At 66.4% G+C, this 15,334-nt stretch carries 11 protein-coding genes, 1 tRNA gene and 1 pseudogene; 10 read left to right on the forward strand and 3 right to left on the reverse strand.

Annotated elements, in window-relative coordinates:
• Positions 1-104: 104 nt before the first annotated feature.
• On the forward strand, positions 105-2,003 hold the full coding sequence (locus tag ACVILH_RS20425) for an acyltransferase family protein (protein ID WP_456714496.1): 1,899 nt from the start codon (positions 105-107) through the stop codon (positions 2,001-2,003).
• A gap of 21 nt (positions 2,004-2,024) precedes the next feature.
• Here the strand turns inward: ACVILH_RS20425 and ACVILH_RS20430 are convergent, their stop codons facing one another.
• Positions 2,025-3,908, reverse strand: coding sequence for an acyltransferase family protein (locus tag ACVILH_RS20430; RefSeq protein ID WP_456714497.1), 1,884 nt, complete (start codon positions 3,906-3,908; stop codon positions 2,025-2,027).
• A 239-nt stretch (positions 3,909-4,147) separates the two neighbouring features.
• Here ACVILH_RS20430 and ACVILH_RS20435 point away from each other — a divergent pair, with 239 nt between their 5' ends.
• The 3 genes from ACVILH_RS20435 (at position 4,148) to ACVILH_RS20445 (ending at position 6,327) form a co-directional block, all read left to right on the forward strand.
• A complete protein-coding gene (locus ACVILH_RS20435) occupies positions 4,148-5,083 on the forward strand; it encodes a hypothetical protein (protein WP_456714498.1) in 936 nt (311 codons plus the stop codon).
• A gap of 141 nt (positions 5,084-5,224) precedes the next feature.
• The gene (locus ACVILH_RS20440; RefSeq protein WP_456714499.1) at positions 5,225-5,827 is read left to right on the forward strand and encodes a TMEM175 family protein; all 603 of its coding nucleotides are present in this window, start codon (positions 5,225-5,227) and stop codon (positions 5,825-5,827) included.
• A 426-nt stretch (positions 5,828-6,253) separates the two neighbouring features.
• Positions 6,254-6,327: transfer RNA gene (locus tag ACVILH_RS20445), tRNA-Gly, on the forward strand.
• A gap of 54 nt (positions 6,328-6,381) precedes the next feature.
• Here ACVILH_RS20445 and ACVILH_RS20450 read toward each other — a convergent pair.
• Together ACVILH_RS20450 and ACVILH_RS20455 are read right to left on the reverse strand one after the other, a co-directional pair.
• On the reverse strand, positions 6,382-6,705 hold the full coding sequence (locus ACVILH_RS20450) for a hypothetical protein (RefSeq protein ID WP_456714500.1): 324 nt from the start codon (positions 6,703-6,705) through the stop codon (positions 6,382-6,384).
• Between the two features lie 72 nt (positions 6,706-6,777).
• Positions 6,778-7,705, reverse strand: a pseudogene (locus tag ACVILH_RS20455) (LysR family transcriptional regulator).
• Positions 7,706-7,815: 110 nt separating this feature from the next.
• On the opposite strand from ACVILH_RS20455, the gene ACVILH_RS20460 reads away from it, so the two are divergent.
• From ACVILH_RS20460 to ACVILH_RS20485, 6 genes are all read left to right on the forward strand, one after another.
• Complete coding sequence (locus ACVILH_RS20460; RefSeq protein WP_456714501.1) at positions 7,816-8,697, forward strand: NAD(P)-dependent oxidoreductase; 882 nt, start codon at positions 7,816-7,818, stop codon at positions 8,695-8,697.
• Positions 8,698-8,705: 8 nt separating this feature from the next.
• The gene (locus tag ACVILH_RS20465) at positions 8,706-10,235 is read left to right on the forward strand and encodes an aldehyde dehydrogenase family protein (protein WP_456714502.1); all 1,530 of its coding nucleotides are present in this window, start codon (positions 8,706-8,708) and stop codon (positions 10,233-10,235) included.
• 74 nt (positions 10,236-10,309) lie between these two features.
• Positions 10,310-11,266, forward strand: a complete 957-nt coding sequence (locus ACVILH_RS20470) for an N-carbamoyl-D-amino-acid hydrolase (RefSeq protein WP_456714503.1) — start codon at positions 10,310-10,312, stop codon at positions 11,264-11,266.
• 263 nt (positions 11,267-11,529) lie between these two features.
• Positions 11,530-13,131: an ABC transporter substrate-binding protein gene (locus tag ACVILH_RS20475; protein WP_456714504.1), complete on the forward strand. Its 1,602-nt coding sequence runs from the start codon at positions 11,530-11,532 to the stop codon at positions 13,129-13,131.
• Positions 13,132-13,145: 14 nt separating this feature from the next.
• Positions 13,146-14,087, forward strand: a complete 942-nt coding sequence (locus ACVILH_RS20480; protein WP_456714505.1) for an ABC transporter permease — start codon at positions 13,146-13,148, stop codon at positions 14,085-14,087.
• On the forward strand, positions 14,084-14,998 hold the full coding sequence (locus tag ACVILH_RS20485; protein WP_456714506.1) for an ABC transporter permease: 915 nt from the start codon (positions 14,084-14,086) through the stop codon (positions 14,996-14,998). Before ACVILH_RS20480 ends, ACVILH_RS20485 begins: the two co-directional genes overlap by 4 nt.
• Positions 14,999-15,334: the final 336 nt, after the last annotated feature.

The raw sequence follows: 15,334 nt of genomic DNA on the forward strand, positions 1-15,334 counted from the left end.
CCGCCGTCATGGGATCGGTCCGATGACGTCATCACTGTTTCCTGCTGTTGCCATTCGCGTCTGCGCATGTCTTTCGCCTCCAACAATGTGCGGGGTGGACCACATTGGAACGCAGTCATCGCGCCGATATCGATGCGCTCCGGGCGATCGCCGTCGTCATCGTCATCCTGTTCCATCTGAAGATCGCGGGCTTCGAGGCCGGCTTTGCTGGCGTCGACATCTTCTTCGTGATCTCCGGCTATCTGATCATCGGCCAGATCCTGCGCGACGTCGGAGCAGGGCGGTTCTCGTTGTCGGAGTTCTATCTGCGGCGCGCGCGGCGCATCCTGCCGGCGCTGGTCACGACGATCGCGGCGACCTTTGCGGTCGGCTGGCTGTTCCTGTCGCCGGAAGCGCTACGCCAACTCGCCAAGGAGGCGACGCACGGGCTGCTCTCGATTTCGAACATCCAATATTGGCGCGAGGCGAGCGCCTATTTTGCCCCGACCGCCGACCAGCTTCCGCTTTTGCATCTCTGGTCGTTGTCGCTGGAGGTGCAGTTCTATGCGCTGGCGCCGCTGCTGCTGATATGGGCAGGGCGCCGCGGCCAGTTGTTCAGGGCGATCGCTGCAATCGGGCTGTTGTCGCTCGCTGCGGCGGCACTCTGGCTGCCCTGGGATTCGGAGGCCGTGTTCTTCCTGACGCCGTTCCGGGTGTTCGAGTTCGCGCTCGGCGCGCTCGCCATTCCCCTGGAAGCGCGTCTGGCGTCGCTGCCGCGCGCGCGGACCATCGCTGCAGCCTGCGGCGATATCATCCTGATCGGCAGCCTCGTGATCATCGGCCGCTACCAGGCCTATGCCGGTGTCGCGGCGCTCGTGCCCTGCGCTGCCGCCGCCCTGGTCATCGCCGCCAACGCGCCGACCTCATTGGTGATGGCCCCTCCGCTGCGCGCCATCGGCGCAGCCTCCTATTCGCTCTATCTCGTGCATTGGCCGATCATCTTTTTCGCCGGCTTCATCTTCGGCGAGGCGGCTCAGACATCCACGGGGCTTGCGGCCCAGCTCGCGCTGATGGCATCATTGGCCGCGTTGATGTTCGTCGCGGTCGAGCAGCCGCTGCGACGTCTCCCCTGGCCGCGCTGGGCGCAAGTGGCGAGCTTTGCGACCGTGCTGCTGGTCGGGGCCGGCTTCACCCACGTAACGTATCGCGCCAACGGCGTCGCGTCGCGATTGCCTGACGATCAGCTCGCGCTGTTCAAGCTGCAGGGCTTCGGCCTGAACAAATGCGGCGGCACGGTCGGGCGGCTCTGCGTCTTCGGCGATCTCCAGGGCACGCGCGGCGTCGAGCTGCTCGGCGACTCCTATGTCCAGCAATATGTCGCGGCGCTCGATACGTCGTTGAAGGCGCGCGGCATGATCGGGCACGTCTCGACGATGAGCGGTTGCCCGACCCTGGTCGGCCTGACCGCGGAAGGACCGCGTGCACGCGCCTGTGCCGAGCTGCGCGACAGCGAGCTGCCGCGCATCCGGCAATCGCCGGCCGATTTCGTCGTCATCGGACAGGCATGGCAGAACTATCTGGATCTGCGCGAGGGACCGGCGGCGCAGGCGCGCAACGCCGAGGTCGCCCAACGCCTGCTCGAGACGATCCGCCTGCTGGATCGACCGGGCCGCCATTTCCTCGTGATCGGCGGCCAGGTGCGGCCGGTGAACTGTGCCTTCGATCAGCTACGCATGCTGCCGGGCCCACGCTGGCACGCGCCGGCGAGGCCCTGTGAGGCCGTGCCGAAGAGCGAGGCGATCGCCGCCAATCACACCATCGATGTGGTCCTCGGCGAGGCGATCAGGCCCCTGGCCAAGGTGATGCTGCTGCGGCCGTCGGAGGTGTATTGCGACCGGGATTGTCCTGTCGTCGAGGACGGCGTCTGGCTGTTCCAGGACGCGGGCCATTTCACGGTGGCGGGTGCGCAACGCATGGGCGAACGCGCCGCGCCGATCTTTGCGACGTTCCTGGCTGACGATTAGTCCGGGTCGCCGCTGGGGTGTTCACTCGCTCCGCGGCGTGATCGACGCAGCCAGCGCCGGCGAGGCCTTGACGATCTCGATCGCCGCCAGCGCCGAGCCTTGGGCGGTGAAATGACCGTCATCCCAGGCGAGCGGCGCGCCGTCGGATGTCTGCAACACGCAGGCGTCGTTGGGGCAGAGCCGGTCGATCAGCGACACGTAGTCGGTTTGCGGCAGGCCGTTCAACCGCTCGCGCAGGACCACGTCGACCTCGCCGAGCAGACCCAGCGTGTGGCCATCGGTGGCGACACCGAAGCGCTGCGCCGCGATCAGCAGATGCGGCAACGGCCGGTCGAATTGCGGGCTCGGCCCCACCACGACGATCTCGGCGCCGCTCTCCGCGATCGTCTTGAGCGCGGCCTGCAGGCTCGCGCGCGCGGCGGGTGCCATCACGGTGCGTGTCCAATTGCCTGAGAGGATGACGATGTCAGGCGCGAGATCGCGGACGACGCCGGGCAGCCTGCGGTTGAACTCTGCGCAGGCGGAGGATTGGCCGGGTTCGTCATAGGGCACGCATTGCGCCATCGTCGCACGCGCCAGCGTGACCTGCGGCAGAGCGCGCTTCAGCCCGTCCACCAGATGCGCCGCATGGCTGTCGCCCCACAGCAGGATGCGAGGCCGCGTGCCCCTGGCAAGACAGTCGGGCTGCAGCGCTGCAAACGTCTGGCCCGGCGTCAGGAAACAACGCCCTTCCTCGTAGACGCTCCGGTGGTCGTAGTCGAGGAAACCGGCCATGGCCTGCTGCTGCGGCGAAAAACGGCCGGGAAAGCCGGATAGCACGATCATGGCGACGCTGGCTGCCAGCGCGGTGGCGCCGGTCGCCGCCAGCGCCCGAGCCGTGATCGGCCAGTCGGCGCGACGCGCGGGTTGCTCGACGAGGTAGAAGCTCGCCAGCCCCAGCATCGTGCAGGCGCCGAGCAGAGCCACCTTGTCCATGGGCGAGCTCGGCGGTCCCCACACAGCGGTGGCGAACGACACCACTGGCCAGTGCCAGAGATACAGCGAATACGACCACAGCCCGATGGCGATCATCGGCGATGCGAGAGCAAGCGCCGTCCTGTTCAGGTCCGGCTTGCCCCAGATCACGGCGGCGGTGCCGAGGCAGGGCAGCAGCGCGGCGACGCCGGGGTAGGGCGTGCGCGGCGAGTAGATGTTCACGGAGACGCCGAGCGCGATCCATCCAAGCGTGGTCACGGTGATCCTGAGCGACTGAGAGCGCAGCGCCGGCAGCGCTTCCACCGCGAGCAGCGCCCCGAGCGCCAGCTGCCAGGCCCGTGCCGGCAGCAGGTAGAACGCAGCGGCCGGGTGCGTGCGGGTCTGGATCACGCAGAGCAGCAGCGAGGCCGTGCACACGGCGACGAGGCTCGCGAGCATCAGCGGCCGGCGCAGCCTGAACACGGCGAGCGCGAGCAGCGGAAACAGCAGGTAGTACTGCTCCTCGACGCCGAGCGACCAGGTATGCAGCAGCGGCTTGGTGATCCCAGCCGCATCGAAATAGCCCTGCTGCGACCAGAACAGGATGTTCGAGGAGAAGGTGAGCACGGCGAGGGCCTGCTGCGCGGCCGACACCGTGTCCTGCGGCAGCAGGATCATGCTGGCGCCGAGCAGGGTGGCGCACAGCATGGCGAAGGCTGCCGGCAGGATGCGCCGGGCGCGGCGGCGGTAGAACGCCGCGAAGGAGAACGCGCCGGCGCGCGCTTCATCACGGATGATCCGGGTGATCAGGAAGCCGGAGATCACGAAGAAGATGTCGACGCCGACATAGCCGCTGCGGAATGGTGGGATGTCGTAATGGAATGCAATCACCGCGACGACGGCGAAGGCGCGTAGGCAGTCGATATCGGGACGATAGTTTGTCGTGCTCAAGATGACGGTCCGGACGCTTGCGGGCGGCGACCGTCACTGCGTCCGGTGGCTGCGCATGGGCGTCCTGCCTAAGCCCCGATTGCAACCGAGTTGCGGGCTTCCTGTGGCGAGCCGGTCGTGCAGAGAGGCCACAATGCCACTGAATTGACATCGCCCGGGCTCGCCGCAGCGCGCGTTCACACACTTGCCTCAATGGCGTGTTCGCCTCGCAATCAGTTTGTGCGTCGAGCGAGCGTGTCATGCGTGCATTGGGGCGGAAGGCCGGCCAAGCCGGTGTGGTGTGTGGCGTTTTACTATTTCAGGTTGTGACCGGCGTCACCCTTGCGCACAGCGCAGAGCAAGGTGCCGCGGAGACAGCCAAGGAGACGCTGAAGGAGAGCGGGCCATTCGGCGGCTGCGAGCCGATCGGGCTCACAGCGTCGGGCGAGCTGGTGTTTCCGCTCGAATGCAAGAAGCTGATCAAGAAGCCCGTGGAGGCGCCGGTCGCCGAGGACAAGAGCTCGGCCGATGACCGGACCGCCTCGACTGAGCCGGCGCCAAGCCCGTCTGCGGCTGCCGACAAGCCGGCTGCGGATGCCAAGCCCGCGGCGAGCGAAGCTGCCTCGCCCGCCCAGCCGACGCCCGTTGAGCCGAAGCAGGCGGCGGTGACTGACAAGCCCGAGGCGCCGCAAAAGGCCGCCGGCCTCGATCCGGTGACAGCCCGCAAGGCCTCTGCCGGCAAGTCCTCCATGACCAAGCCGCTCGCGGTCAATCCGGCGGCGAGCAAGCCGGCTGCAACAAAGTCCGTGCCTGGGAGCGCTGTCACCGCCGGCGCCGCGGCGGGCAATGTCGCGCCGAGCAAGCCTGCGACGGCGACGACGCAGCTTGGCAAGCCGTCGGCCGGCAAGCCGGGCAAGCCCGTGGTGATTGCAGTCAAGGATCCCGCGGCGGCGAAGAGTACACAAGCCGAGGCTCCGGCCGCGTCGGGCAAGCCGGGGGCGATGTCGGCGATCCGCAAGATGATCGTGATGGCCAAGCCGGCCAATACCGGGACGCCGGTCGCGGCCCGGCCGCAAGCCGAGGACAAGCCGCGGCTGCGCACCGCCGGAATGCCCGGCTGCATGCAATTCCGCAGCTATAATCCGAGCACGCGGAGCTATCGCGGCTTCGACGGCCACGTCTATGCCTGCCGCTGAGGTCGAGCGGCGGAGATGGTGACGAGGGATTGGACGGCGCGTATCGCGCCGTCTTCGTGCGGGTAACGCGACGGGGCGACAGACCTGCTATAGGATCGGCGTCGCATTGACCCCCATGCCCGCTGCTGCCGCCGATCTGACATGACCGAGCCTCAACCCGACCTGTTCGAGATGCGCCGGCTGGAATCGCTCTCCAACACCATCTTCGGTGTGGCGATGACGCTTCTGGCCTACGACCTGCCGAAGCCGAATTTCGCCCAGATGCCCGGCTGGGACGATCTGGCCCACATTTATTCCGGCCGCCTCGCCGGGCTCGTGCTCAGCTTCATCATCGCCGGGGTGTTCTGGATCAGCCATCACCGCCGGCTGGCGCGGCAGCCGTTCGGCAGCCGTTTTGTCGTCATCCTCAATCTGTTTTTCCTGCTCTCGATCGTGCTGCTGCCGGTCACCAATGGGCTCTACGGCAGCTACCGGCTGTCGAGCGCGGTGGCCGTGCTCTATGGCCTGCATCTGACGATCATCGCCGCTTTGAACGCTGCGCTCTGGTGGCTTGCCCTCTCGGGCGGCCGTCATGCCGAGATCGCCGGCGCCGTGTTTCCCGTCATCGTGTTCGTGCCGGGAATCGCGCTGGCCGCCTACGCCCCGGAATACGTCCAGTATTTCTGGATGCTCGGCTTCGGTGGATTTCTGGCGCGCCGCTTCGTCGGGACGAGCCCGGTCAAGCCGGCGGGCGACGGCGGCTGAGCCCATAAAAAACGCGGCGGGCCGTCTGACCCGCCGCGCTCCCGATCTTGAACTCGCTGGTCCAGGGCTGAGACCGCCCCGTTGCCGAGCCGCGATGGCGCCGATCGCTGACGAATCACGCGCTCATCGAACGTCGCTCATGAAGAGCCGCTCAGCGGGCGATCCCAGCGAGGTGACAGCGCTTGGTGAAAGACACTGGATCACCTCCTTTCGTTGTTGATGGTCCAGTCAATATAGGCGGCTGATCCGGCGGGCGGTAGGGGGGCCGAATACGGAACTCAGGCTATGCTGCACTGCGGCTTCAAAGCGACGCGCGCGACCGACTTGGCCAGTGTTCCCGACTGCTCAGGCCGTTCCGATCCCTCCGCCGACCCCGCCCGAAGAGGTTGAGACCCGCCACGGACCGTGTTAGGGAACGCGCCAGATGCGGGTGTAGCTCAATGGTAGAGCAGCAGCCTTCCAAGCTGAATACGAGGGTTCGATTCCCTTCACCCGCTCCAGCCCCAGGGATCTGCAAGCTGACGCTGCCCCGGCCGGTCCCGTCGGGACGCCGATCAATCGCAATAGATCTGATTGCCGATTCGCCGGCAGGATTTGCCGTCGCTGAAATAGGTGGTGCTGCCGATCGTCTGAGATGACCTGCCGTCGCTGTAATAGGTGTGTGGGCCGATCTGCTGCGAGCTGGTGCCGTCGCTGTTGTAGGTGAAGCTTCCGAGCTGCTGCGACGAGGAGCCGTCGCTCCAAAAGATGTTGTTGCCGATCCGCTGGCCGGACAGGCCGTTGTCGCACATGATCTGGTTGCCGATGGTTTGGCAGGTCTCGGCGTGAGCTGTCGTGACCGCGAGCAGGCCGAAGGCGATCGTCAGAATCGAGCGCATGTTGGTGTTTCCCGGGATTGACGCATTCAAGCGCAACCGGAGCGGGAGCACAACGGCAGCCCCTGTGTCATGCTACTTTTTTCGCGCGATCTTGAACGCCCGCATCTGGCCGCTGAGGAAGCGCAGCAGGTGACCTGCCGCATGCGGCAGCTCGCGGCCGCGCCGGGTGATGACGCACGCTTCGCTCGATGACAGGAGGCGGTTGTCGATCGGGACGGCGGCGAGCGATCCATCGGCGAGATCGGCGGCGATCGAGAAGGCCGGCAGCAGCGTCAGGCCGAGGCCGCTCTTGACGAAATGGCGAAGCACGTTGATCGAGCTGGTCGTGAGCTTCGGCTGGAGCGCGATCTGCTCGGCGGCCTCCGCCATCGCCACGATCTGCCGCGTGCCATAGCTCGAATGCATCAGGCCGAGCGGATGGTCGGCGAGCTCGCGCAGGCGCAAGGGGCGGCCGAGCCGCGCCAGCGCATGATCCGGCGGCACGATCGCGCACAGCGGCTGGCGGCTCGCGGTGGCGACGCGGATGCGCGGATCGGCTGATGGGTTGAACACCAGGCCGATGTGGTAGCGATCCTCGGCCACGGCGTTGACGACCTCGTTGGTGCCGGCGAGATCGAACGCCATCGTCAATTCCGGGGTGCCGCTGCCAGAACCGGCCGAGCGGGCCCGACATCAGGTCGCTGACGAAACCCTCGCCGAGCACGATGTCGACATGGCCGCGTTTGAGCCCTTGCAGCTCGCGCAGCTTGGCGACGGTGTCGGCCTGATCGGCCTGCCACTGCCGGAAGCGCTCGACCAGCAGCATCCCGGCCTCGGTCGCGCGGATGCCGCGGCTGAGCCGCTCGATGAGCGTCAGCCCGAGCTCCTTTTCCAACAGCGCGATCTGCCGGCTGATCACCGAGGCGTTGACCTCGAGCGCTTCTGCCGCTGCGCGCACCGAGCCGAGCCGAATGGTCTCGTGAAGGTAACGCAGCCGATGATGATCGAGCAGGGCCGACATGGCAGATCCGAAGTGTTGCCTTGAGGTCAACACTATCGGCGGACGCCGCTGATGTCTGCCCCGAAATCGGGCGGCTAGGCTGGTTGCCGCAATCTTTCGCAGGAGGCGTCGTGACCGCAGTCGGCATCATCGGGCTTGGCAATATGGGGCGCGGCATGGCCCTCACGCTCAAGGGCGCAGGGCTTGCCGTCACCGGCTACGACGCGCTCGCTGCGACGCGCGAGGCTCTGGCTGCAGAGGGCATTGCCATCGTAGACGGCATCGGCGCGGTCGTCGCGGCCGCCGACATCGTCATCCTGTCGCTGCCGACGGCCGAGATCGTCGAGCGCGTGGTGACGGGGAGCGACGGTGTTCTCGCACATGCACGCGCCGGCGTCGTCATCGTCGACACGTCGACCTCGCATCCCGAGACCTCGCGCAGGCTCGCTGGCCTGCTCAAGACGCGCGGCATGGGCTTCGTCGATGCGCCCGTCAGCGGCGGGCCGAAGGGCGCGGCGAGCGGAACGATGACCATGGTGATCGGTGCCGAGGACGAGGACCTCGCGCGCGTGCTGCCGGTGCTGGAGCGCATGAGCGCCAAGCGCGTGCATGTCGGCGGCGTCGGGGCCGGCAACGTCGCCAAGATCGTCAACAACCTGCTCTGCGCCGCGCATCTGCTCACCGCAGCCGAGGCGCTGCGCATCGCCGGTGCGGCCGGCGTCGACGCCGAGCGGCTGCTCGAAGGTCTCAACGCCGGCTCCGGCCGCTCCGGTGTGACACAGGTCAACGTGCCCAACTGGATTCTCAACGGCGCCTTCGATTCCGGCTTCACGATGCAGCTGATGCGCAAGGACGTCAGGCTCGCTGCGCAGTTCATCGGCGAGCTCGGCCTCGCTTTGCCGATGGCTGCGGACACCGCGCGCATCTGGGCGGACAGCGCCGGCCGCATCGCGGACCCTGAGGATTTCAACCGCATCGTCGAGCTGCAGCTCGGCCCGATCTCGAAGACATGAGTGCAGCCATGACCCATTTCATCGATCCGCGCCTGCGCGAGGCCGTCAGGCTGTTCTGGCCCGACTTCGCGAGCATCGGCTCGCATGTCGGCGGCGAGTGCGTCATCGGCGATGGCGCGACCGTCGCAGTGAATGATCCTGCAACCGGGCAATTGCTGTTTAGTTATTCCGATGCAGGGGCTGATGTCGCGGCAAGAGCTGCCGCCGCAGCCGTTGCCGGGCAGGCGGAGTGGGCGCGCGTCACGGCTGCCGGCCGCGGGCGCGCGATGCAGGCGGTGGCCCGCGCGATCCTGGCTTCAGCCGAACAATTGGCGCAGCTGGAATCGCTCTCCGCCGGCAAGCCGATCCGCGACACCCGCGGCGAGGTCGCCAAGGTCGCGGAGATGTTCGAATATTATGCCGGCTGGGCCGACAAATTCCACGGCGACGTCATTCCGGTGCCGACGAGCCATCTCAACTACACGCGCCGCGAGCCGATGGGCGTGGTGCTGCAGATCACGCCATGGAACGCGCCGGTCTTCACTGCCGGCTGGCAGATCGCGCCGGCGATCAGCATGGGCAATGCGGTGCTGCTGAAGCCATCTGAGCTGACGCCCTTGACCTCGCTGGCGCTTGCGGTGATCGCGGAATCCGCCGGCCTGCCGAAGGGCGTCATCAACGTGCTCGCGGGCTACGGCCATACCACGGGGCAGGCGGCGCTCGCGCAAGCAGCGGTGAAGAAGGTCGTGTTCGTCGGCTCCGTCCCGACGGGGCGGCTGATCGGCGAGGCTGCCGCGCGGCGGCTGGTGCCGTCGGTGCTCGAGCTCGGCGGCAAGTCCGCCAACATCGTGTTCGCCGATGCCGATCTGGAGCGCGCCGCGATCGGCGCGCAGGCGGCGATCTTCGGCGGTGCGGGACAGAGCTGCGTCGCGGGCTCGCGGCTGCTGGTGCAGAGCGCGGTGTATGACCGCTTCGTCGATCTGGTCGCGAAAGGCGCGGCCAAGATCAGATGCGGCGATCCGCTGTCGGCGGACACCGAGATCGGCCCGATCAACAACGCCAGGCAATATGATCATGTGCTGTCGCTCATCCGCGAGGGCGCGCAGGAGGGCGCCGAGGTCGTCGCCGGCAACAATGGTCAGCGCGCGGACGGCGGTTACTACGTCAAGCCGACCGTGCTCAAGAACGTCACCAACGCGATGGGCATCGCGCGCAAGGAAGTGTTCGGCCCCGTCGTCGCCGCGATCCGCTTCGAGACCGAGGAGGAGGCAATCGCGATCGCCAATGACAGCGAGTTCGGTCTGGCCGGCGCGGTGTGGACGAAGGACGTTGCGCGCGCGCATCGCGTCGCAGCAAGCGTGAAGGCCGGCACGTTCTGGATCAACTCCTACAAGACCATCAACGTCGCCTCGCCCTTCGGCGGCTACAACAATAGCGGACACGGCCGCTCCTCCGGCGTCGAGGCGCTCTACGAATATACGCAGGTGAAGAGCGTGTGGGTCGAGACCGCGGCCGAACCGGGGATCGCGTTCGGCTACGCACCCGGCTTGCGCGATTGAACCTGCATGGCATGATGAGTGCAGGAGCAGCGCACCCCGCGAACTCAACAGTTCCGGAATAAGGAACAGCTATCATGCCGCGCTTCGTCAACCTCGCCATCGGTCAGCTCGGCCCCATCGCCAAGAGTGAGCCGCGCCGCGCGGTGGTCGCGCGGCTGAGCGCCTTGATGCGCCAGGCGCATGCCAATGGCTGCGACCTCATCGTCTATCCCGAGCTCGCGCTCACGACCTTCTTCCCGCGCTGGTACATGGCCGATCAGGCCGAGATCGACACATATTTCGAGCGCGAGATGCCTGGGCCGGAGACGGCACCGCTGTTCGCGCTCGCGAAGGAGCTGCGCGTCGGCTTCTGCCTGGGATATGCCGAGCTCACGGTCGAGGATGGCATCGTCCACCGCTACAACACCGCCATTCTCGTCGATAAGGACGCGCGCATCGTCTCGAAATACCGCAAGGTGCATCTGCCGGGGCATGCCGAGCATGAGCCGTGGCGGAAGTTCCAGCATCTGGAAAAGCGCTATTTCGAGCCCGGCAAGAGTTTCGGCGTGGCGAACGCGTTCGGCGGCGTCATCGGCATGGCGATCTGCAACGATCGCCGCTGGCCCGAGACCTATCGCGTGATGGGCCTGCAGGGCGTCGAGATGGTGCTGATCGGCTACAACACGCCGGTGCACAATCCGCCCGCGCCGGAGCATGACGACCTCTCGTCGTTCCATAATCGCCTCGTGATGCAGTCGGGTGCCTATCAGAACGGCACCTGGGTGATCGGCGTCGCGAAAGGCGGCATCGAGGAGGGCGTCGACCACATCGCCGGCAGCTGTATCATCGCGCCCTCAGGCGAGATCGTCGCGGCCTGCGCCACCAAGGACGACGAGATCGCGCTGGCGCGCTGCGACCTCGATCTGTGCAATTCGTACAAGCAGACGATCTTCAATTTCGACGTCCATCGCCAACCCGGGGCTTACGGCATGATCGTAGAGCGCAAGGGCGAAACGCTGATGGCCGATGGCTCGCCGGTGAAGAAGCCGTGACGGGTAGGGTGGGCAAAGGCGCTGCCGTGCTGTTTCCAAAACGAGATCGCAATGGCGCCGTGCCCACCGTCTGGCGACGGAATCTGCTGGGCGGTGGTGGGCACGCTGCCGCCGAACGGCGGCTGCTTTGCCCACCCTACGGCACCTTCATCCTTGCGCCCCATGCCTCATTTGCGTTCAAATGAATGCACGCGACGTGCATGGCATGGGCCTTGCTTACAATTTCGGCAATTGAACTCGGTCACGTTGCATCAGGAGAGAACATGGATCGCAGAACGGTATTGAAGGGATTGGCGGGCGCGGGTGGTCTGGCGCTGACGGGCTTTGCAGCCCCCGCGATCGCGCAAGGCGCGGCCGCGCGCACCCTGCGCTTCGTCCCGCAGGCCAATCTCGCCAATTTCGATCCGATCTGGGGCACGCAATATGTCGTGCGTAACGCAGCCGCGATGGTGTGGGACACGCTGTACGGCATCGACGACAAGTTCGTGCCGCAGCGCCAGATGGTCGAGTCGGAAGAGGTCTCCGCCGACGGACTGACCTGGACCTTCAAGCTGCGTCCGGGCCTGAAATTTCACGACGGCGAGCCGGTGCTCGCCAAGGACGTCGTCGCCAGCCTGACGCGCTGGTCGGCGCGTGACCCGATGGGCCTGATGCTGAAGGCCATCCAGAACGAGCTCACCGCGGTCGACGACAAGACCTTCAAATGGGTGCTGAAGCAGCCTTATCCGAAGATGCTGTTCGCGCTCGGCAAGGGCAATGCGCCGTGCGCTTTCGTGATGCCCGAGCGCATCGCGCAGACCGATCCGTTCAAGCAGATCTCCGAATATGTCGGCTCCGGCCCGTTCAAATTCGCCAAGGGCGAATGGGTGCCGGGCGCCAAGGCCGTGTTCGAGAAGTTCACCGACTACGTGCCGCGCGAGGAGAAGCCGGTGTGGCTTGCCGGCGGCAAGAAGGTGCTGGTCGATCGCGTCGAATGGGTCATCATGCCTGACCCCGCGACCGCCGCCGCCGCGCTGCAGAATGGCGAGGTCGACTGGTGGGAGAACCCCATCACCGATCTCGTGCCGGTCTTGAAGGGCAACAAGAACATCGGCGTCGACATCGGTGATCCGCTCGGCAATGTCGGCTCGTTCCGCATGAACCATCTGCATGCGCCGTTCAACAATCCGAAGGCGCGCCAGGCGATCCTGATGGCGCTGAGCCAGGAGGACTACATGCGCGCGCTGGTCGGCGACGACAACGCGCTGTGGAAGCCGCTGCCCGGCTTCTTTACGCCCGATACGCCGCTCTACACCGAGGCCGGCGGCGAGATCCTGAAGGGCAAGCGCGACTTTGCGGCGGCCAAGAAGCTGCTGGAGGAGGCCGGCTACAAGGGCGAGCCGATCACCTGCGTGGTCGCGCAGGACCAGCCGATTACCAAGGCGTTCGGCGACGTCACCGCGGATCTGCTCAAGAAGCTAGGCATGACCGTCGACTTCGTCGCCACCGATTGGGGCACCGTCGGCGCCCGTCGCGCGCAGAAGACGCCGCCGTCGCAGGGTGGCTGGCACATGTTCCACACCTGGCATGCGGGCGCGGACTGCATCAACCCGGCGGCCTACACCGCTCTGCGCGCCAACGGCGACAAGGCCTGGTTCGGCTGGCCGAGCAGCGAGAAGGTGGAGACGGAGATCACCAACTGGTTCAACGCCAAGTCGCTCGATGAGGAAAAGAAGGTCGCTGCCAGCATCAACAAGGCGGCGATCGAGGACGTGGTGTTCGCACCGACCGGCTTCTTCCTCGGCTACACCGCGTGGCGCAAGAACGTCGCCGGCGTGGCCAAGGGGCCGATCCCGCTGTTCTGGGGCGTGTCGAAGACCGCATGAGGCGCTGACATCTCATGCTTAGCTATGCGCTCCGACGCGTGCTGTCGACCTTGCCCGTGATGGCGATCGTCGCGCTGTTCGTCTTCAGCCTGCTGTACATCGCGCCGGGCGATCCGGCCGTCGTCATCGCGGGCGACCAGGCGAGCCCGGCGGACGTCGAGCGCATCAGAGCCAATCTCGGACTGGACCAGCCCTTCCTGGTCCAGTTCGGCAGCTGGGTGTGGCGTCTGCTGCACTTTGATCTGGGCACATCGATCTTCACCAATCTTCCGGTGTCGGCGATGATCGCCCAGCGCATCGAGCCGACGCTGTCGCTGATGATGGTGACGCTGTTTCTCACCATTCTCATCGCTGTCCCGCTCGGCGTAATCGCGGCGTGGAAGGCGGGCACCTGGATCGACCGCGTGATCATGGCCTTTGCCGTGTTCGGCTTCTCGGTGCCGGTATTCGTGGTCGGCTACATCCTCGCTTACGTCTTCGCCTTGAAGTTCGATCTGCTGCCGGTGCAGGGCTACACGCCCCTGTCGCAAGGTTTCTGGCCCTGGCTGCAGAACCTGATCCTGCCCGCCGTGGCGCTCGGCTGTGTCTACATCGCGCTGATCGCGCGCATCACCCGCGCCGCGATGCTCGAGGTGCTGCAACAGGATTATATCCGTACCGCGCGCGCCAAGGGCCTCGGGCAGGGCGGCATCCTGTTCATCCATGCGCTGAAGAATGCGGCGGTGCCGATTGTCACCGTGGTCGGCATCGGCATCGCGCTGCTGATCGGCGGTGCGGTCGTCACCGAGAGCGTGTTCGCCATTCCCGGCCTCGGCCGCCTCACGATCGACGCCATCTTGCGCCGTGACTATCCGGTGATCCAGGGCATCGTGCTGCTCTTCAGCTTCGTCTACGTGCTCGTCAATCTCCTGATCGACATCACCTACACCCTGGTCGACCCGAGGATCCGCTATTGACCGCCACGACAACCTCTCCGCCGCCGGGCCTCGTCGTCGCACCTCGCCTGCCGGACCTGATGACGGCGCCGAAGATCCGGCGCGGCGTCCTCGGCTTCCTGCGCAACCATCCGACGGTCGCGATCGGCGGCGCGCTGCTGCTCGTGCTCGTGATCATCGGGGTAGCAGCGCCGTTCCTGTTCACCGTCGACCCCACCGCGATCGCACCGGCCAAGCGCACGCGCTTGCCGTCGGCGGATTTCTGGTTCGGTACCGACGCGCTGGGACGCGACATCTATTCGCGCGTGCTGTACGGCACCCGCGTCTCGCTCACGGTCGGCCTGTCGGTCGCGCTCGCGGCCTCGCTGATCGGCCTCACCATAGGCCTCGTCGCCGGCTTCGTGCGCTGGGCCGACGGCGTCTTGATGCGCTGCATGGACGGGCTGATGTCGATCCCGCCGATCCTGCTCGCGGTGGCGCTGATGGCGCTGACCCGCGGCAGCGTCGGCAACGTCATCCTCGCCATCACCATCGCCGAGATCCCGCGCGTCGCGCGCCTCATCCGCGGCGTCGTGCTGTCCTTGCGCGAGCAGCCCTATGTCGACGGCGCCGTCGCGTCGGGCACGCGCACGCCAATGGTGATCCTGCGCCACATCCTGCCCAACACCATGGCGCCGATGCTGGTGCAGGCGACCTATATCTGCGCCAGCGCCATGATCACCGAGGCCATCCTGTCCTTCATCGGCGCCGGCACGCCGCCGACGATTCCCTCCTGGGGCAACATCATGGCCGAGGGCCGCGCGCTCTGGCAGGTCAAGCCCTACATCGTGTTCTTCCCGGCCGCGTTCCTGTCGATCACGGTGCTCGCCGTGAATCTGGTGGGCGATGGCCTCCGCGACGCGCTCGACCCGCGCATGGCGAAGTCACCATGAGCGGAGTGACGATGAGCCAAGAGGCAAAAGCGGGGGCCTCGCCCTTCGAGACGCCCGCCTTCGGCGGGCTCCTCAGGGTGAGGAGTGAGAGCGCTTCCTGTAAGGACGGTGCTCATCGTCGATGTGCAGCGCAGCTTTCGACGCTAAAGCGTCGTGATGAGAACCATGAGGACTCAAACCTGTCCTCCCCACCGCACGTAAATGCGTCAAGACTGCTCCCTCCGTCATTGCGAGCGCAGCGAAGCAATCCAGAGTCTTTCCGCGGAGGGATCCTGGATTGCTTCGCTGCGCTCGCAAGGACGGAGGACAGACCGGTTTCGGACCCAAACCCTCTCC

Source organism: Bradyrhizobium sp. USDA 4353 (assembly GCF_054063215.1).